18 protein-coding genes are annotated in these 16,905 nt (G+C 64.5%); 10 read left to right on the top strand and 8 right to left on the bottom strand.

What is annotated here, in order from left to right; translation table 11 throughout:
* Positions 1-13: 13 nt before the first annotated feature.
* The 3 genes from ubiB to coaBC all read left to right on the top strand — a co-directional run bounded on the left by ubiB (position 14) and on the right by coaBC (position 3,348).
* Positions 14-1,588, top strand: coding sequence for a 2-polyprenylphenol 6-hydroxylase (gene ubiB, locus FJ979_RS26660; protein WP_140496372.1), 1,575 nt, complete (start codon positions 14-16; stop codon positions 1,586-1,588).
* Positions 1,589-1,663: 75 nt separating this feature from the next.
* Positions 1,664-1,873 (top strand): plasmid stabilization protein, encoded by a 210-nt coding sequence (locus tag FJ979_RS26655; RefSeq protein WP_140496375.1) that lies wholly within the window; start codon positions 1,664-1,666, stop codon positions 1,871-1,873.
* A 2-nt stretch (positions 1,874-1,875) separates the two neighbouring features.
* A complete protein-coding gene (coaBC, locus tag FJ979_RS26650) occupies positions 1,876-3,348 on the top strand; it encodes a bifunctional phosphopantothenoylcysteine decarboxylase/phosphopantothenate--cysteine ligase CoaBC (protein WP_210241485.1) in 1,473 nt (490 codons plus the stop codon).
* Between the two features lie 74 nt (positions 3,349-3,422).
* Here the strand turns inward: coaBC and FJ979_RS26645 are convergent, their stop codons facing one another.
* On the bottom strand, positions 3,423-3,998 hold the full coding sequence (locus tag FJ979_RS26645) for an invasion associated locus B family protein (protein ID WP_140584283.1): 576 nt from the start codon (positions 3,996-3,998) through the stop codon (positions 3,423-3,425).
* 368 nt (positions 3,999-4,366) lie between these two features.
* On the opposite strand from FJ979_RS26645, the gene FJ979_RS26640 reads away from it, so the two are divergent.
* On the top strand, positions 4,367-4,645 hold the full coding sequence (locus FJ979_RS26640) for a hypothetical protein (RefSeq protein ID WP_224557047.1): 279 nt from the start codon (positions 4,367-4,369) through the stop codon (positions 4,643-4,645).
* Between the two features lie 123 nt (positions 4,646-4,768).
* On the top strand, positions 4,769-5,245 hold the full coding sequence (locus FJ979_RS26635) for an NUDIX hydrolase (RefSeq protein ID WP_140496381.1): 477 nt from the start codon (positions 4,769-4,771) through the stop codon (positions 5,243-5,245).
* Positions 5,246-5,250: 5 nt separating this feature from the next.
* On the opposite strand, the gene FJ979_RS26630 is transcribed toward FJ979_RS26635, so the two are convergent.
* The 5 genes from FJ979_RS26630 to FJ979_RS26610 form a co-directional block, all read right to left on the bottom strand.
* Positions 5,251-6,096 carry a citryl-CoA lyase gene (locus FJ979_RS26630; RefSeq protein WP_140584282.1) on the bottom strand — a complete coding sequence of 282 codons (846 nt, stop codon included), beginning with the start codon at positions 6,094-6,096 and terminating at the stop codon, positions 5,251-5,253.
* 16 nt (positions 6,097-6,112) lie between these two features.
* Entirely contained in the window at positions 6,113-7,297 is a 1,185-nt protein-coding gene (locus FJ979_RS26625; protein ID WP_140522488.1) for a CoA transferase, read from the bottom strand.
* 15 nt (positions 7,298-7,312) lie between these two features.
* Entirely contained in the window at positions 7,313-8,836 is a 1,524-nt protein-coding gene (locus FJ979_RS26620; RefSeq protein WP_140584281.1) for a tripartite tricarboxylate transporter permease, read from the bottom strand.
* 4 nt (positions 8,837-8,840) lie between these two features.
* The gene (locus FJ979_RS26615) at positions 8,841-9,377 is read right to left on the bottom strand and encodes a tripartite tricarboxylate transporter TctB family protein (protein WP_140584280.1); all 537 of its coding nucleotides are present in this window, start codon (positions 9,375-9,377) and stop codon (positions 8,841-8,843) included.
* Between the two features lie 130 nt (positions 9,378-9,507).
* Positions 9,508-10,485, bottom strand: a complete 978-nt coding sequence (locus tag FJ979_RS26610; protein WP_140513746.1) for a tripartite tricarboxylate transporter substrate-binding protein — start codon at positions 10,483-10,485, stop codon at positions 9,508-9,510.
* 183 nt (positions 10,486-10,668) lie between these two features.
* On the opposite strand from FJ979_RS26610, the gene FJ979_RS26605 reads away from it, so the two are divergent.
* The gene (locus FJ979_RS26605) at positions 10,669-11,517 is read left to right on the top strand and encodes an IclR family transcriptional regulator (RefSeq protein WP_246675019.1); all 849 of its coding nucleotides are present in this window, start codon (positions 10,669-10,671) and stop codon (positions 11,515-11,517) included.
* A gap of 112 nt (positions 11,518-11,629) precedes the next feature.
* On the opposite strand, the gene FJ979_RS26600 is transcribed toward FJ979_RS26605, so the two are convergent.
* On the bottom strand, positions 11,630-12,169 hold the full coding sequence (locus FJ979_RS26600) for a GNAT family N-acetyltransferase (protein WP_140584279.1): 540 nt from the start codon (positions 12,167-12,169) through the stop codon (positions 11,630-11,632).
* A gap of 307 nt (positions 12,170-12,476) precedes the next feature.
* On the opposite strand from FJ979_RS26600, the gene FJ979_RS26595 reads away from it, so the two are divergent.
* The 3 genes from FJ979_RS26595 (at position 12,477) to FJ979_RS26585 (ending at position 15,510) form a co-directional block, all read left to right on the top strand.
* Complete coding sequence (locus tag FJ979_RS26595) at positions 12,477-13,454, top strand: tripartite tricarboxylate transporter substrate-binding protein (RefSeq protein WP_140584278.1); 978 nt, start codon at positions 12,477-12,479, stop codon at positions 13,452-13,454.
* 75 nt (positions 13,455-13,529) lie between these two features.
* Positions 13,530-13,991: a tripartite tricarboxylate transporter TctB family protein gene (locus tag FJ979_RS26590; RefSeq protein WP_140496398.1), complete on the top strand. Its 462-nt coding sequence runs from the start codon at positions 13,530-13,532 to the stop codon at positions 13,989-13,991.
* Positions 13,992-14,001: 10 nt separating this feature from the next.
* Positions 14,002-15,510 carry a tripartite tricarboxylate transporter permease gene (locus FJ979_RS26585; RefSeq protein WP_140513750.1) on the top strand — a complete coding sequence of 503 codons (1,509 nt, stop codon included), beginning with the start codon at positions 14,002-14,004 and terminating at the stop codon, positions 15,508-15,510.
* A gap of 1 nt (position 15,511) precedes the next feature.
* On the opposite strand, the gene nth is transcribed toward FJ979_RS26585, so the two are convergent.
* The gene (gene nth / locus FJ979_RS26580) at positions 15,512-16,315 is read right to left on the bottom strand and encodes an endonuclease III (protein ID WP_140584277.1); all 804 of its coding nucleotides are present in this window, start codon (positions 16,313-16,315) and stop codon (positions 15,512-15,514) included.
* Positions 16,316-16,337: 22 nt separating this feature from the next.
* Here nth and FJ979_RS26575 point away from each other — a divergent pair, with 22 nt between their 5' ends.
* On the top strand, positions 16,338-16,832 hold the full coding sequence (locus FJ979_RS26575) for a DUF2244 domain-containing protein (RefSeq protein WP_140500184.1): 495 nt from the start codon (positions 16,338-16,340) through the stop codon (positions 16,830-16,832).
* The last annotated feature ends 73 nt before the right edge of the window (positions 16,833-16,905 follow it).

Below are 16,905 nucleotides of genomic sequence, written 5' to 3'. Positions count from 1 at the left end.
GGCAGGCCCGGGCATGAGCACCGTCAGCGCTGGATTTCGGCTCATGCGGGCCGGCTGGGTGCTTGTGCGCGAGGGCGTCGTCGCCGCTTTGCCCGGCGAGGAACTGTCCGGCCTGCCGAAATTGGGCTGGCGGCTGGCGCGGCTGTTTACCCGCCGCCGCGCGCTCGCCTATGAGCGCAGCGATCGGCTGGCCAAGGCGGTGGTCCGGCTCGGGCCGTCCTATGTCAAGCTTGGCCAGTTTCTGGCGACACGACCCGATGTCGTCGGCAACGACATGGCGCTCGATCTCGCCATGCTGCAGGACAAGATGCACACCTTCCCAACGGCCGAGGCGGTGGCGGCCATCGAGGGCTCGCTCGGGCGCAAGCTCGGCGACCTCTACACGCGGTTCGGCGACCCGGTCGCCGCGGCCTCCATCGCCCAGGTCCATGCCGCTGAAACCGTCGATGGCGGCGTCGCCAGGAAGGTAGCGGTCAAGGTGATCCGGCCGGGCGTGCGCCGCCGCTTCTTCCAGGATCTCGAAAGCTATTTCCTCGCCGCCCGCCTGCAGGAGAAATACATCCCCTCCTCACGCCGGCTGCGGCCTGTGGAGGTGACCGAGACGCTGGCGCAGACCACCAAGATCGAGATGGACCTGCGCCTCGAGGCGGCCGCGCTTTCCGAACTTGGTCAAAGCACCAGGGAGGATCCGGGCTTTCGCGTCCCTTCCGTCGACTGGGAGCGCACTGGCCGCGACGTGCTGACCATGGAATGGGTCGACGGCATCAAGATGAACGACATCGCCGGACTCGCCGCCGCTGGACACGATCTGAGGGCAATCGCGGCCAACCTCATCCAGTCGTTCTTGCGCCATACGCTGCGCGACGGCTTCTTTCACGCCGACATGCATCCGGGCAACCTGTTCGTCGAGGCTGATGGCACGATCGTCGCGGTCGATCTCGGCATTGCCGGCAGGCTCGGCAAGAAGGAGCGCCGGTTCCTCGCCGAAATCCTCTACGGCTTCATCACGCGCGACTATCTGCGCGTCGCCGAGGTTCATTTCGAGGCCGGCTACGTGCCGCGCCAGCACAATGTCGCGGCCTTCGCCCAGGCGATCCGCGCCATCGGCGAGCCGATCCATGGCCAGCCGGCCGAGACCATTTCCATGGCCAAGCTTCTGACGCTGCTGTTCGAGGTGACCGAACTCTTCGACATGGCGACGCGGCCCGAACTGATCCTCCTGCAGAAAACCATGGTGGTGGTCGAGGGCGTGGCGCGCACGCTCGATCCGGCCTTCAACATGTGGAAGACCGCCGAACCCGTGGTCAGCGGCTGGATATCAGGAAATCTCGGGCCAAGCGGCCTGCTGGCCGACGCCCGCGACGGCGGCAAGGCGATGCTGACGCTGATCCGCCAAGCCCCCGAGTTGGCAGCGCGCACCGAGCGGCTGTCGCGCGAGATCGACCTGATGGCCGAGCATGGCCTGCGCTTCGACGAGGCGACGGCCCGCGCCATCGGAAAGGCCGAAGCGCGCTACAACCGCTCCGGCCGCGTGGCGCTGTGGGTGATAGCCCTGACGCTGGTCTATATAGCCTGGAAGCTGCTCTGAGTGACTGCAATGACAGCAATGCGGTCATTGCAGTCGAGAGACGGGATAGCTATATTGTGCGCAGGGAGTGCGACTATGGCCAGGATTACTGTCCGGAATCTGGAAGATCATGTCATGCAGCGATTGCGTGAACGCGGTGCTGCGCGCGGCGTTTCCATGGAGCAGGAGGCGCGGGATGTGCTCGCGGCATCAGTGGGGCTTCCGACCACGAAAGGCTTCGATGGTGGACGCCTGACATTCAAGGACGAGGCCAAGGTTCAACCAATGGCAGGGAGGCAAAGTTAGCCATGGGTACCCTGACCATTCGCAATCTCGACGAGGATTTGAAACAAAGACTGCGCGAGCGGGCTGCCCGTCATGGTGTGTCGATGGAGCAGGAGGCAAGAAGTCTGCTGCTCAAGGAAGTGGCGCCCACCTTCAAAGGTGCCGAGGATTTCGTTACGGCGGAGGAGATCCTCGAATTCGGCCGGGAGCTGCAAAAAGCAGATTTTGATCAGAAGAAAGTCGCTGATGATCTCTGGTCCTTCATGAGCCTCTCCGGCAAGCGCATCCTGCTCATCATCGGCGGCGGCATCGCCGCCTACAAGGCACTCGACCTGATCCGCCGTCTGCGTGAAAGGGGTGCGGCGGTGCGCGTGGTCATGACGTCGGCTGCGCGGGAATTCGTCACCACGCTGTCCGCCGGTGCGCTCTCGGCAGACCATGTCTTTACCGATCTCTTCGATCGCAATGACGAGCACGATGTCGGCCATATCAGGCTATCGCGCGAGGCCGATCTGCTAGTGGTGGCGCCCGCCACCGCCGACCTGATGGCCAAGCTCGCCAACGGCCACGCCAATGATCTTGCCTCCACCGTGCTCCTGGCCACCGACAAGCCGGTGCTGATGGCGCCGGCCATGAACCCCAGAATGTGGGCGCATCCGGCGACGCGGCGCAATCGTGCGGCGCTGCACAAGGATGGCATCACCTTCGTTGGCCCCGCCAAAGGCGAGATGGCCGAGAGCAACGAGGCTGGCGAAGGTCGCATGGCCGAGCCGCTGGAGATCGTCGCCGCCATCGAGGCGCTGCTCTATACCGGATCCAAGCCGCTGGCCGGCAAGAAGATCATCGTCACGTCAGGCCCGACGCACGAGCCGATCGACCCCGTTCGCTACATCGCCAACCGATCGTCGGGAAAGCAGGGCCATGCCATTGCGGCGGCATTGGCCAGGCTCGGCGCCGACGTGAGGCTGGTCTCCGGTCCCGTCAGCATCGCCGATCCGGCTGGTGTGAAGACCATCCATATCGAGCGGGCGCAGGAGATGCGCGATGCCGTGGAACAGCTTCTACCGGCCGATGCGGCGGTATTCGTCGCCGCCGTCGCCGATTGGCGCGCCGACAGCCCGGCCGGCGAGAAGATCAAGAAGGCACCGGGGGAAGGCCCGCCGGTGCTGCGCATGATCGAGAACCCCGACATCCTTGCGGGCGTCGGGCATCACAGGCGGCGGCCGACGATGGTAGTCGGCTTCGCCGCCGAGACGCAGGACCTTTTGCGCAACGCCGAAGCCAAGCTGAGGAAGAAGGGCGCCGACTTCATTGTCGCCAACGACGTGTCGCAGACCAGCGGCGTCGGTCCGTCCGGTGTGATGGGCGGCGACCGCAACCGTGTTCGCATCGTCTCGAAGGCCGGCGTCGAGGAATGGCCCGAGATGAGCAAGGACGAAGTCGCGGCCCGGCTCGCCACCCTGATCGCAGAACGGCTGAAAACGATCGTGGTTTGACGAGCTGGATCGTCGGAATTCCGCAAAAACAAAGGTTTAGCGCGGGCTGGCGAGTCTATCGAACGCTGAACGTGTTAGTCGGCAAGAAGCTCCGCGGTCCGTGCAAGCGCACTGCCGAAGCCATTGAGCGGAATGGAGAAGCTAACCGCTTGCCCCGTATCCGCCGCGAAGGCATCGACCTTCAAGGTGGTGCCCGCCTTGAGCACGGGGACGACATTGGCATCGAACGCCACCGGCACCAGGCAGCCGACAGCCTGGCAAGTGTTGAACTGCAGGCTGCCGTCCAGCTTCTGGTCGTCGATCGTCAGGCTGACGCCCTTGGCGAGCGCCAGGCCGAACGGCAAGGCGAGCGTGCCGGTCGCGTCTTCGCCCGTCCTGCTCGACAGCTCTATCGCCAGCAGGCGCTGGTTGCTTTGCTTGTTGAACTGCTGATGTGACAGGCTGCATGCCTTGGCCGCGCCCGATATCTGGCAGTTGACCGCCCAGTCGCCATGGGTTTCGGAGAGGGCCGATGCGCCGCCGGGCAGCTGTGGCTGGTTGGCGGCGGGCGCGGCCGCCGCTTTGTCGCCTTTTGTCTGCGCCGCCGTGGCCGGAAGACCGGCGATGCAGGCAGCCGCCAGCATCGCCAGCAGATACGCATGCTTCCTCATAAGGACCCCTTTTTGCCCGGCTCCATCCCTGAGCCAGCTGGAAGCTGATCCTGAGGGACGCACTGTCGGCGTTCTGTTTGACCGTTTCCTCGAAGGCGCCGTTGCATCCGACGGACATGCCGACGCCGTTGACGCCATGGAATTCGAGGCCAGCGTCAACCCGATAGAGCGGTGAATCGACCGCTTCCGTCAAGTGCGATGCGGGCGGCGGGGCAGATTCTCCTCCGCCGCGAAGGGGGCGCGATCACGCGATTTCCTGTTATTCGGCACTCTGGCGTGGCACGAGGGGACAAACGCACTATATGTAGAGTGAATTTTGTTTGTGCGGGAATGAGCAGATGTTGGCGCTTCGGCCATCAACGGTTTTCATGACGGCGGCATTGGCAGCCTCGACGCTGGCGGGCATCTGTCTGCCTGCTTCCGCGCAGGTGCTCATTCCCTCCGTCGACAACAACGCGTTGATCCAGCAGAACGATCTGCAGGCCTTGCAAAACCGTGTCCAGCGGCAGCAGTTTCAGCAGCAGCAGCAACAGAATCGGGCTCAGGACCGGGTGATCGTGCAACAGCCGCCGCCCATCGTGCCGCGGGTCAGGCCGAACTGCCAGACCCAGATAATCGGCAACACCGCCGTAAGCACCTGCCGCTGAGGCGGGCTTCCCTTTTATTTAGCCGACTTACATGGTAGGGGCGTTCCGGTGCCCCTGCGGCAGTTTGGGTTTTGCAACGACACCGCGTCACGGTATGGGCACTGCACCGACTGGATTTTACGAATGGCAGCCACCAAGAAAAAGGCCGTGCGCAAGGCCAAGAAGGGCGAGACGATCCGCCAGGTCGCGGCTATCCCTTTTCGGCTGGACCAGCGCGGCGACATCGAGGTGATGCTGGTCACCTCGCGCACCACCAGGCGCTTCATCGTACCCAAGGGCTGGCCGATGAAAGGCAAGAGCGGACGCAAGGCGGCCACCATCGAGGCGCAGGAAGAAGCGGGCGTGCTCGGCAAGACCCTGAAGCAGCCGGCGGGCACCTATTCCTATTGGAAGCGGCTGGCCAACCGGTTCGTGCGCGTCGATGTCATCGTCTATCTGTTGGAAGTAACGCAAGAGCTTGCCGACTGGCAGGAAGCCAAACGGCGGCAACGGGCCTGGCTGGCGCCGGCCGATGCGGCCATGCTCATCGACGAACCCGAACTTTCGACGCTGGTAAGGACCTTGAAGCTTCCCCAGCCGGCACAAATCGGCCCTACGTAAAGGCCTCACGCCCCGGCGCCGTCCTCTTCGGGGAGCGGTCGCACTGGCGTCCCGGCATAGGCCCACAGCCATTCGCGTGGCAGCGGACCTTTGTTCCGCTCGGCTTGCTGGGATTGTTCCCAGGCATGCGCCAGGATGCCGACCGAGCGCGACAGCACGAAAAGCCCCCGCGTTAGCGGCGGCGGAAAGCCGAGCTCGCCGTAAATGACGGCGGTCGCGCCATCGATGTTGAGCGGTATCTTTTTGCCCTTGCGCCGCGCGACCTCCGCCTCGATCGCCTCGGCGATGTCGGCGAAGCGGCCATTGATCACGCCGCGCGCGGCAAACTCCCGCGTCAGTTCCATCAGGCGCGGCGCGCGCGGGTCGACCGGATGGAAGCGATGGCCCAGCCCCGGCACGTAGCCCTTTTCCCCGGCAAAGAACCGGTCGAGCTGCCCCGAGACAGCCTCTTTCAGCGTCGTGCCGCCATCGAGCGCCGCGGCAATGTCGCCATAGAAGGCAAGCGCCTGCTCGCCGGCGCCACCATGCACGTCGCCAAGCACGTTGATGGCCGAAGCCATGGCGCTGTTGATGCCGACACCGCAGGTCGCCGCCATGCGGGCGATAGCGATCGACGGCGCCTGCGGCCCGTGGTCGACTGCGGCGCCCAGCGCAATGCCGAGCAGCGCGGCCTGTTCCTCGCTGGGCAATTCGCCGCGCAGCATCAGCCAGATGACAGCCGGGAAGCTGACGCGGCCGATCAGGTCCTGGATTTCATAGCCGCGCAGCCGGATGACGCCCGGCCGCATTTCGATGATGCCGGTCTGCCACCACTCCTCTGCACGCTCGCGGCCCGTCTTTTGCTCACTCATATCGTCTTTTGCTCGTTCATGTGAGTGCCTTTGTCTTCGCTCGGGGCGACAGGCCGGCGAAAACCTCGTCCATGTGCTCGCCCAGGGCCGGTGGCGGGGAGGCCGGCAATGGAGCCGTACCATCGACCATGAAGCCGCCGCGCAGAACCGTCAGCGGTCTCTCCATGTCAGCCACGCCGTCGAAAGCCCTGGTCATCTGGCGCTCCAGCACCTGCGGTTCGGCCAGCACTTGCGGGATCGTCAGCACCCTGCCCGCCGGCACCCCGGCGCGGTTCAGTTTTTCTTCCCACGCAGCCGCCGGGCCATTCGCCAGGGCCCCCTCGATCTCGATCTTCAGCGCCGCACGGTTCCGCTTGCGCGTCTCGCGCTCGGCAAAGCGTGGATCCGACGCCAGCTCCGGCCGTTCGATAAGCCGGCAAAGCGTTACGAACTGCTCCTGCTTGTTGGCGGCGATGTTGAGCAGACCGTCGCCGGTGCGAAAGGCGCCCGACGGTGCCGCCGTCATGTTCTCATTGCCCATCGGCTTGGGATCGACCCCGGCCGTCAGATAGTTGGAAACCGGCCAGCCAAGCGCCGACAATGTGCATTCAAGCATCGACACGTCGAGAAAAGCACCCTCGCCGCTCGTCTTCTGCCTTACCAGCGCCGAGACGATGGCGAAGGCCCCGACCAGTCCGCCCAGCGTGTCGGCGACGGGATAGCCGACCCGCAAGGGTGCCGTCTCCGGCGTGCCGGTGATGCTCATAATGCCCGAAAGGCCCTGGATGATCTGGTCATAGGCCGGATTGTCGCGCATCGGCCCGGTCTGGCCAAAGCCCGATATCGCGCAGTAGACAAGGCTGGGGCGAACCGCCTTCAGCGCCTCGTAACCGAGGCCAAGCCGGTCCATGACGCCGGGGCGGAAGTTTTCCACCAGCGCATCGGCGCTGGCGACCAGGTCGAGGAAGCGTTCGCGCTCGGCTTCCTTCTTGAGGTCGAGCACGACGGAGCGTTTGCCGGCATTCTGAGCCAGGAACGAAGCTCCCATGCCGGCCTGGTTGAGTTCCGGCGAACCGCCGAGCTGTCGCGCCAGGTCGCCGCCTTGCGGCGCCTCGACCTTGATGACGTCGGCGCCGAGCAGCGCCAACTGGTAGGCGCAGTAGGGCCCGGCCAGGACGTTGGTCAGGTCGAGCACGCGAATGCCGGAAAGCAGGTCTGTCATGTCACTTCAAATCGATCAGGCATCGCCCGGCACATGCTCCGGCCCCCGCAATCGGCGGCGTTCGATGTAGGCCCAGATATGCGGCCCGACCAGGCCGATGAAGGCCAGCGTCAGCAGGGTCAGCGACAGCGGGTGCTTGTAGAACACCGACCAGTCGCCGTTCGAGATCGTCATGGCGCGGCGGAATTGGGTTTCGGCGAGCGGTCCCAGGATCATGCCGATGATGACGGGCGCGGTCGGGAAATCGAAGCGCCGCATCAGGAAGCCGGCAGCACCCAGGAGATAGAGGATGGCGAGGTCGATCGGCGACTGCGAAATGCCGTAGGTGCCGACGGTGGCGAAAACCAGGATGCCGGCATAGAGCTGCGGCGCCGGGATCTTCAGCAGCCGCACCCAAAGCCCGATCAGCGGCAGATTGAGGATGACGAGAATGACGTTGGCGATGAACAGGCTGGCGATCAGTCCCCAGACCAGGTTGCCTTGTGTCGTCAGAAGCAGCGGGCCTGGATTGATGCCGTAGCTCTGGAAGGCCGAAAGCATGATTGCCGCCGTCGCCGAGGTCGGCAGCCCGAGCGTCAGCATCGGCACCAGCACGCCGGCGGCCGAGGCATTGTTGGCGGCCTCCGGACCGGCTACGCCCTCGATGGCGCCAACCGTGCCGAATTCCTGCTTGTGCTTCGAAAGTTTCTTTTCGATGGCATAGGACAGGAAGGTCGGGATCTCGGCGCCGCCGGCCGGCATGGCGCCGATCGGGAAGCCGATCGCGGCGCCGCGCAACCAGGGCTTCCACGAGCGCCTCCATTCGGCCGCCGTCATATAGAGCGAGCCCTTCAGCGGCACGATCTCGTCCTTGCCGGCATAACGGCGCGAGGCCATGTAGAGCGTCTCACCGACGGCGAACAGGCCGACGGCGGCGATGATGACGTCGACGCCGTCGAGCAGTTCGGTCATGCCGAAGGTGAAGCGCGGCTGGCCGGTCTGCAGGTCGACCCCGATCATGCCGATAACAAAGCCGGCGAACAGGCTGGTCAAGCCGCGCACCGAGGACGAGCCGAGCACCGCCGAAACCGTGATGAAGGCCAGCACCATCAGCGAGAAATATTCGGCCGGGCCGAAGGCCAGCGCGAACCTGACCACGATAGGCGCCAGGAAGGCGACGCCCAGCGTGCCGAGAGTGCCGGCGACGAAGGAGCCGATCGCCGAGGTGGCAAGTGCGGCGCCGCCGCGCCCGGACCGGGCCATCTTGTTGCCTTCCAGCGCGGTGACGATGGTAGCGCTTTCGCCTGGCGTGTTGAGCAGGATCGAGGTCGTCGAGCCGCCATACATGGCCCCGTAATAGATGCCGGCAAACAGGATGAAGGAGGCCTCCGGCGCAACCTGGTAGGTGATCGGCAGAAGCAGCGCGATGGTCAGCGCCGGTCCGAGGCCGGGCAGCACGCCGATGGCGGTGCCAAGCGTGGTGCCGAGCAGGCACCACAGAAGGTTGAGCGGAGTGAAGGCGACGGCGAAACCGTGTGCCAGATGGCCTAGCGTTTCCATGGCGTCAGCCCCTCAGCGTGCTGGTGAACGCATCGATTACCGTATTCAGCTGGTTCTCGATGAAACCGGCGCCGATATTGACGCCGAGCGCCCTGGCGAAGCCGAAATAGGCGGCCAGCGCCAGCACGAGGCCAGTGAGCGCATCGCGCAGCGTATGCTGGCTGCCGAAGCCGTAGCAGACCAGAACGAACATGATGACGGATGCCGCGGTGAAGCCGAGCGGCTGGATCAGGAGCAGGTTGGCGACAAGGCCGATGACGACGAAGCCCATCGCCTTCCAGTCGGTCGGCGTCTCCTTTTCCTCCTCCGGCTGCCAGCCGCCGCGCAGTGCGGCGACGATGAGCAGGAGCGAAAGAACCACCAGGCCGAACATGGTGAGGTAGGGAAAGACGGTCGGGCCGACCTTGGAGTAGAGCGGCGACACCGGGATCGCCAAGGTCTGCCAGGCGACCGCCCCGGCACAGGCCAGAAGCCCGATGCCGATCAGCAGTTCGGGTACGGCAAGGCGCGAGGACGCAGCCTGCTGGTCGCTGGTGCTCATGAATGTCCTCCCAAGACAGCCGGCGTCTCACAGCCGGCTTTTATCCTATCTTCATCCCCGGTGGATCGCATGTCCATGCGAACGGCGGGAGGAAAAAGGGCGGACCATGGACCCGCCCCCTTCAGGGAAATCAGGCGAGCCCGAGATCCTTGAGGATGGCTTCGATGCGAGCCGTATCCTCGGCAAGGAACTTCGCATAGTCGTCGCCGGTGAGCAGGATGGGCGTCCAGTTGCGGTTCTTGCATTCCGTGGCCCAGGCATCGCTCTTGGCCATGGTCTCGACCAGCGTGATCATCGCCGCCTTATCGGTATCGGAGACGCCGGGGGGTGCGAAGACGCCGCGCCAGTTGAACAGTTCGACGTCGATGCCGGCTTCCTTCAGCGTTGGCGCATCGATGCCCTCCTGCCGCTTGTCGGCGGAAATGGCGAGCAGCCTGAGCGCCCCGGCCTTGACCTGTTCGGAGAACTCGCCAAAGCCGGAAATGCCCGCCGCCACCTGGTTGCCGAGCAGCGCTGACAGCGCCTCGCCGCCGCCCGCGAACGGCACGTAGGACAGGTTTGTCGCCGGCACGCCCGCCGTCTTGGCGATCAGGCCGAACAGGATATGGTCCGAACCGCCGGCCGAGCCGCCGGCGACGGGAACCTTCGTCGGATCCTCTTTAAGCGCGGCGACGAAGTCGGCGGCCGTCTTGAACGGAGAGGCCGCCGGCACCACCAGCGCTTCGAACTCGCCGGTGAGCCGGGCGATCGGCGTGACCTGCGTCAAATTATTGGCGGCCTTGTTGGCGATGATGGCGCCGACCATGACCATGCCGCCGACCATCAGCGAATTGCCCTTGCCGTTCCATTGACTGATGAATTGCGGCAGCCCGACCGTGCCGCCGGCGCCGCCGACATTGGTGATCTGCGAGCCGGAGATCAGCTTCTCGCTGCGCAGCACCTGGTCCATCGTGCGCGCGGTCTGGTCCCAGCCGCCACCGGGCGCCGCCGGCACGAAAATCTGGATCTGCGGCGTGCCTTGGGCAAAGGCGGGAGAAAGACGCGACGCCACCAGCCCGGCGGCCCCCGCGGCAGCGGTGCTCATCAAAAATTTGCGTCTGTTCAGCATGGGATTCCTCCAAATCACGACACCTCCTCCGGTGCCCGCCAAAAACGCGCCTGAAACCAGACCCGTGCTTGAGTTCAAGCAGACTTTACCGCGTTCCGTCAACAGGAACGATATTCTGCTGGACAGAATGCTTGAGCTGCGCGACACAATCGCGCCGCTCGACCTTTGTTCGACTGGGGACCAATGAATTCGGCAGGCAAACCAGCTGGCATCGAAATCCGGAGCGCGTCAGCCGACGGTGTTGCCGCGCTTGACCGGGCCATTGCCATCCTCGATGCATTCACCACGGCGGACCGCTCGCTCAGCCTTTCCGAGATCGCGGCCCGAACCGGCCTCTATAAGAGCACCATTCTGCGCCTGGCCAATTCGCTTTTGCGCGGACAATTGCTCGAGCGCCTGGACGACGGCCGCTACCGCATCGGACCGGCCAGCTTCCGGCTCGGCGCGCTCTATCAGCGGTCAGTCGTGGCGGTCGACATCCTGCTGCCGATCATGCGCGACCTCTGCGAGCTAAGCTGGGAAAGCGTTGCGTTCTATGTCCGCTCGGGAGACGTGCGCACCTGTCTCTACCGGGTCGAGTCCAAGCATCCTATCCGCTATACGATCCGCGAGGGTGACGTCCTGCCGTTGCTGGTGGGCTCCGGCGGGCGTGTGCTGGCGGCGTTTTCCGGACAGCCGGGCGAACCCTACGAAACCATCCGCAAGACTTGCAACTGCCTCGCTATCGGCGACCGCGACCCGCAGACGGCGGGCCTGTCGGCGCCGGTGTTCGGGCCGGGGCGGGTTCTGCTCGGCGCCTTGACCCTGGCCGGCCCGAGCACACGCGTCGACGCGGCCTTCCTGCGGCGCATGCGGCGGCCGCTGCTCGAGGCGGCGGCCCGTGCCACCCGCGCCTTCGGCGAGGATGCCGCGATGCTCGATGAAGCGGCTCGCGAAGCCGCGGTGCAAACGGATAATGCCAGTCCCGGCGCGGTTATCAGGAGCAGACGGCGTTCTCGGATCATTTCGACGCCCTTGCGGAACGACCGCTAATGCATGCCGCCCAAAGGGACCTCGGCTTTGGGAGAACGACGTAAAACAAGAAAGCTAAGCGCAGCGCATGAATCCGTTTCGACGCCGCGCGCTTTAGGCACTTGGCGAGTGCTCAGGCCAACCGCTCCAGCAGGATGGTCGGGGTTTCGTGATAGATGGTCCGCGCCACCTCCCGGTAGCCGCACTTCGTCGCCACGTTCAAGGAAGCGGTGTTTTCGGGATCGATGATGCAGACGGTTTTGCCACGTCCGAAGGTCTCGTCGCCCCAGCCAAGCACGCGGCTGACGATCTCGGTGGCGAGGCCGGCGCCGTGGGCGGCCGGAGCGAGCGCCCACCCGGCCTCCGGAATGCCCTCTATCGGCGGCTCCATATCGCGCTTGAGGTCGTGAAACCCGGCCTCACCGACGAAACGGCCCGTCGCCTTGTCCTCGATCGCCCAGAAACCGTAGCCGAGCAGCGACCAGAGCCCGGCGTGACGCAGGAAGCGCATCCAGCTCTCTTCTCGCGTGCGCGGCCTGCCGCCGATGAAGCGGGTGACGACCGGATCGGCCCACATGGCGACATAGGCGTCGAAATCCTCCAGCCGGTGCGCTCGCAGGACGGCGCGCGTCGTTTCGATCACCGGAACGCCGCTTGTGTCGTGATGGTTCATGGGTCGCCCTCGCTCAAACCTGCAAAGCACCTAGCAAATCACCGGCCGCGTGCAAGGGCCAGGCCAGGACGGATCATCTTCCAGACAGACGGCGCGCGCTTGGCGTGCCCCGATCCAGCCGGGGCAGTCGTTCCTCCGATGGTCCGGCCGCCTCATGGATCGCAAGCCAGAACGGTTGCGGATATCAGCACTTTGCCATTTGAGTACGATTGCAATCTGTTAGCCTGCCCTAGTTGTACCCGTGCAGCCGGTGTCGAGGAGAACTCCGCGCAGCGGTTGAAGATTTAAGCTCTGGGAGGAAATCACGATGAGAAGATTTGTCGCCGCTCTGGCTGCCGCCGTGGCGGTCATGCTTTATCCCGTCGCCGCAGGCGCGCAAACCTATCCCGAACGCACCATCACCGTCGTGGTGCCGTTTGCGGCCGGCGGCCCGACCGACACGGTCACGCGTCTTGTCGCGGAAGCCATGTCCAAGGATCTCGGCCAGCAGGTCATCGTCGAGAATGTCGGCGGCGCCGGTGGCACGCTGGGCGCTGGCCGCGTCGCGAAGGCCGAGCCGGACGGTTACACCCTGCTCCTCCATCACATCGGCATGGCCACCAGTGCCACACTCTACCGAAAGCTCGCCTACGACACGCTGAACGCCTTCGAATATGTCGGCCTCGTCACCGAGGTGCCAATGACCATCGTTGGCCGAAAGGACCTCGAGCCGGCCGATTTGAAGGGATTGGTCGAGTACGCCAAGGCCAACAAGGATAGCGTCACCGTAGCCAATGCCGGCATAGGTGCTGCCTCGCATCTCTGCGGCATGCTGTTCATGAGCGCTGTCAAGACGCCGCTGGTCACCGTCCCCTACAAGGGCACCGGCCCGGCCATGACCGATCTCCTCGGCGGCCAGGTCGACATCATGTGCGACCAGACGACCAACACCACCAAGCAGATCCAGGGCGGCACGATCAAGGCTTACGCCGTCACCTCGCCGGAGCGCCTCGATGTGCTGCCCGATGTCCCGACGACGACGGAAGCCGGCCTTCCCGACGTGCAGGTCAGCATCTGGCACGGTCTTTATGCCCCCAAGGGCACTCCGGCGGAGATCACCGAACGGCTGTCGAAATCCCTGCAGGTCGCGCTGAAGGACGAGAACGTCGCCGCCCGCTTCGCCGAGCTCGGCACCAGGCCGTCGCCGCAGGCCGACGCGACGCCGGCCGCGCTGAAGGCCAAGCTGGAAAACGAGATCGCGCGCTGGAAGCCGATCATCGAAGCCGCCGGCCAATACGCCGACTGAGTTTTGAACGGGGCGCCGCCGGCGCCCCGTTTTCGCTTCGGTATCGTCGCGCGCCCGCAGCTTGGGAGGAATGTCATGAAGGCTTTCGCAATCGACAGGACGAACGGCATATGCGCTGCGCTGTTCATCGTTTTCGGCGCATTTTTCGCGTTGCAGTCGCTCGGCCTGGAAATCGGCACCGCCTTCCGCATGGGGCCGGGCTATTTCCCGCTGGTGCTGGCGATCGTGCTGATCCTGCTTGGCCTCGTCATCCTCGTCCAGGCGATGCGATTCGAGGGCGATCCGATCGGCTACATTGCGTGGCGCGGCTCGCTGTTTATCCTTCCCGCTCCGATCTTCTTCGGCCTGACGGTGCGCGGCCTCGGCTTCATTCCGTCTATCTTCCTGACGGCGCTGATCGCATCGTTCGCCAGCGGCCGCATGAAACCGCTGACTGCGTTCGTGCTGTCGACCGGCCTGACCCTGTTTGCATTCCTCGTCTTCAGCTACGCGCTCGGCCTCCCGTTCCGGCGCTTTGGCCCATGGCTGCCATTGTGAGGAGATGAGCATGGAGCTCCTCGACAATCTGGCGCTCGGCTTTTCGACCGCTTCATCGCTGACGAACCTTGGATTCTGCCTGATCGGCGTCCTTCTTGGCACGCTGATCGGGGTCCTGCCCGGGATTGGCGCCACCGCGACCATCGCCATGCTCTTGCCGATCACCTTTCAGATCGGCGACCCGGTTTCCTCCCTCATCATGCTCGCCGGCATCTATTACGGTGCGCAATATGGCGGCTCGACCACGGCCATTCTCATCAACATGCCCGGCGAATCGTCCTCGGCCGTCACGGCGATCGACGGCTATCAGATGGCCAGGAACGGCCGCGCCGGCGCGGCACTCGCGATCGCGGCGATCGGTTCGTTCTTCGCCGGCACGGTGTCGACCTTCCTCGTCGCCATCTTCGCCCCGCCGCTGACCTCGATCGCGCTGGAGTTCGGCGCGGCCGAATATTTTTCGCTGATGGTCGTCGGCCTCGTCTCGTCGGTCGCGCTTGCGCACGGTTCGATCGTCAAGGCGCTGGCGATGGTCGTGCTCGGTCTGTTGCTCGGCATTGTCGGCACCGATATCTACACCGGCACGCCGCGCTTCACGCTCGGTATCCCCGAATATGCCGACGGGCTGAATTTCGTCGCCGTGGCGGTCGGCGTCTTCGGCATCGCCGAGATCCTTCGCAACCTCGAAAACGAGCATGAGCGCTCGGTGATGATCCGAAAGGTTTCCGGCCTCATGCCCACCCGCGACGACTTCAGGCGCATGGCGGCGCCCATCGTGCGCGGAACGATCATCGGTTCAGCGCTCGGCATCCTGCCGGGAGGCGGCGCGATCCTCGCGGCCTTTGCCTCCTACACGGTCGAAAAGCGCGTATCGAAAAACCCCGAAGAATTCGGCAAGGGCGCGATCGCAGGTGTCGCCGGGCCGGAATCGGCCAACAATGCCGGCGCGCAGACCTCCTTCATCCCCATGCTGACGCTCGGCATTCCAGCCAATCCGGTCATGGCGCTGATGATCGGCGCGATGATCATCCAGGGCATCGTGCCCGGCCCGAATGTCGCGACCGAACAGCCGGCGCTTTTCTGGGGCATCATCGCCTCCATGTGGATCGGCAACCTGATGCTGATCGTCCTGAACCTGCCGCTGATCGGGCTCTGGGTGAAGCTGCTTACGATCCCCTATTACGTGCTTTTCCCGATCATCATGGCGTTCTGCTCGATCGGCGTTTACAGCGTCAACACCAATGTCTACGACCTCTACGCCGTCGCCTTTTTCGGCTTCCTCGGCTATCTCCTGACCAAACTGCGCTGCGAACCCGCGCCCCTGCTGCTCGGCTTCGTGCTTGGCCCCCTGCTTGAGGAAAATCTCCGCCGGGCCATGATTCTGTCGCGTGGCGATCCCAGCGCCTTCGTGACGAGACCGATCAGCGCCGGCCTGCTCCTCATCGCGCTCGCCGTGCTCGTCATCGTCTTCCTGCCCGCGGTCAAGAAGAAGCGCGAAGAGGTGTTTGTGGAGGAGAGTTAACTTATTGAATTCCGCTCGCTTCCTCGAGCGGAGCGATCTCGACCAGCGGCGCCGGCACGCTGGTCGTCTTTTCCTGCGCCTTGCAGAGGTCGGCGATGACGCAGGCCGGGCAATCCGGCTTGCGCGCCTTGCAGACGTAGCGGCCATGCAGGATCAGCCAGTGATGCGCGTGGCGCATATATTCGTCGGGAATGATCTTCAACAGCCCCTGCTCGACCTGGTCGGGCGTCTTGCCGGGCGCCAGTCCTATGCGGTTGCCGATGCGGAAGATGTGCGTGTCAACGGCCATCGTGTGCTGGCCGAAGGCCATGTTGAGCACGACATTGGCGGTCTTGCGCCCGACCCCCGGCAATTTGACCAGTTCGTCCCGGCTGTCCGGCACCTCGCCACCATGATCGCGAATCAATGCCTGCGACAGCGCGATGACGTTCTTGGCCTTGTTGCGCCACAGACCGATGGTCCTGATATAGTCGCCGACCCTGGCCTCACCCAGATCCAGCATTTTGCGCGGCGTATCGGCGATCTTGAACAGCGCCCGCGTCGCCTTGTTGACGCCGGCGTCGGTCGCCTGCGCCGACAGCATGACGGCCACCAGCAGGGTGAAGGGGTTTACATGTTCGAGCTCGCCCTTCGGCTCCGGCCGCTGGACGGCAAAGCGCCGGAAAATCTCATGCACCTCCGCCGGACTGTAGAGCGTTCTGGATCGGGCCGGCCTGGGGCTCGGCTTGGCGTTCGAGCCGTCGCGCCGTCCAGGCAGTGGCTTCTTTTCGGATTGTGCGGGTACTTTGGACTTGGGGCTTGCCATTTCCTTCCTATAATATCCAGATATGAACGACACAAATGCCTCGTTCCAGGCGGACGAACCCTTCTTCAGCGCCTTGCTGACCCCGCACCGGTCGCTGGGCAAGACCGGCTTCGCCGTGCTGATGGTCGCGCTGCTGTTCGGCTGGCTGGTGACCGGGGCTTTTTTCCTGTCGCGCGGCGCCTGGCCGGTTTTCGGCTTCTTCGGTCTGGACGTTGTCGCCGTCTACATTGCCTTCCGCATGAACTACCGTGCCGCCCGCGCCCGCGAGGAGGTGTCGATCTCGCGCACCAGCCTCGATATCCGCAAGACCGCGCCGTCGGGAAAATCGGAAGCGCACCGCTTCAACCCGTTCTGGGCGCGCTTTTCGGTCGCCCGTCACGCCGAAATCGGCATCACCCGGATGGCGGTCGAGGCGCAGGGACAAAACGTGGCGATCGGCGGCTTTCTCGACCCCGATTCCCGCGAAAGCTTCGCCACCGCCTTTTCACGTGCGCTCGCCACCGCCAAGGCGCGCTAGAGCATTTCCTATTTTGGGAGAATCGTAGGATTCCCAAAACCGGATGTTTGTGATTCAAGATGCTGGCTGGATT

It is taken from the genome of Mesorhizobium sp. B1-1-6 (genome assembly GCF_006443035.1).
Taxonomy (GTDB): Bacteria; Pseudomonadota; Alphaproteobacteria; order Rhizobiales; family Rhizobiaceae; genus Mesorhizobium.
This window is presented reverse-complemented; position numbering and strand designations above follow the sequence as displayed.

What these genes read in the sequence shown, in the direction of transcription:
- FJ979_RS26600 (WP_140584279.1), bottom strand. Translation starts at nt 12,169, where the DNA reads ATGAACCATCACGACACAAGCGGCGTTCCGGTGATCGAAACGACGCGC.
- FJ979_RS26655 (WP_140496375.1), top strand. Translation starts at nt 1,664, where the DNA reads ATGGCCAGGATTACTGTCCGGAATCTGGAAGATCATGTCATGCAGCGA.
- FJ979_RS26595 (WP_140584278.1), top strand. Translation starts at nt 12,477, where the DNA reads ATGAGAAGATTTGTCGCCGCTCTGGCTGCCGCCGTGGCGGTCATGCTT.
- FJ979_RS26610 (WP_140513746.1), bottom strand. Translation starts at nt 10,485, where the DNA reads ATGCTGAACAGACGCAAATTTTTGATGAGCACCGCTGCCGCGGGGGCC.
- FJ979_RS26645 (WP_140584283.1), bottom strand. Translation starts at nt 3,998, where the DNA reads ATGAGGAAGCATGCGTATCTGCTGGCGATGCTGGCGGCTGCCTGCATC.
- coaBC (WP_210241485.1), top strand. Translation starts at nt 1,876, where the DNA reads ATGGGTACCCTGACCATTCGCAATCTCGACGAGGATTTGAAACAAAGA.
- FJ979_RS26590 (WP_140496398.1), top strand. Translation starts at nt 13,530, where the DNA reads ATGAAGGCTTTCGCAATCGACAGGACGAACGGCATATGCGCTGCGCTG.
- FJ979_RS26615 (WP_140584280.1), bottom strand. Translation starts at nt 9,377, where the DNA reads ATGAGCACCAGCGACCAGCAGGCTGCGTCCTCGCGCCTTGCCGTACCC.
- FJ979_RS26620 (WP_140584281.1), bottom strand. Translation starts at nt 8,836, where the DNA reads ATGGAAACGCTAGGCCATCTGGCACACGGTTTCGCCGTCGCCTTCACT.
- FJ979_RS26640 (WP_224557047.1), top strand. Translation starts at nt 4,367, where the DNA reads ATGACGGCGGCATTGGCAGCCTCGACGCTGGCGGGCATCTGTCTGCCT.
- ubiB (WP_140496372.1), top strand. Translation starts at nt 14, where the DNA reads ATGAGCACCGTCAGCGCTGGATTTCGGCTCATGCGGGCCGGCTGGGTG.
- FJ979_RS26635 (WP_140496381.1), top strand. Translation starts at nt 4,769, where the DNA reads ATGGCAGCCACCAAGAAAAAGGCCGTGCGCAAGGCCAAGAAGGGCGAG.
- FJ979_RS26625 (WP_140522488.1), bottom strand. Translation starts at nt 7,297, where the DNA reads ATGACAGACCTGCTTTCCGGCATTCGCGTGCTCGACCTGACCAACGTC.
- FJ979_RS26630 (WP_140584282.1), bottom strand. Translation starts at nt 6,096, where the DNA reads ATGAGTGAGCAAAAGACGGGCCGCGAGCGTGCAGAGGAGTGGTGGCAG.
- FJ979_RS26605 (WP_246675019.1), top strand. Translation starts at nt 10,669, where the DNA reads ATGAATTCGGCAGGCAAACCAGCTGGCATCGAAATCCGGAGCGCGTCA.
- FJ979_RS26575 (WP_140500184.1), top strand. Translation starts at nt 16,338, where the DNA reads ATGAACGACACAAATGCCTCGTTCCAGGCGGACGAACCCTTCTTCAGC.
- nth (WP_140584277.1), bottom strand. Translation starts at nt 16,315, where the DNA reads ATGGCAAGCCCCAAGTCCAAAGTACCCGCACAATCCGAAAAGAAGCCA.
- FJ979_RS26585 (WP_140513750.1), top strand. Translation starts at nt 14,002, where the DNA reads ATGGAGCTCCTCGACAATCTGGCGCTCGGCTTTTCGACCGCTTCATCG.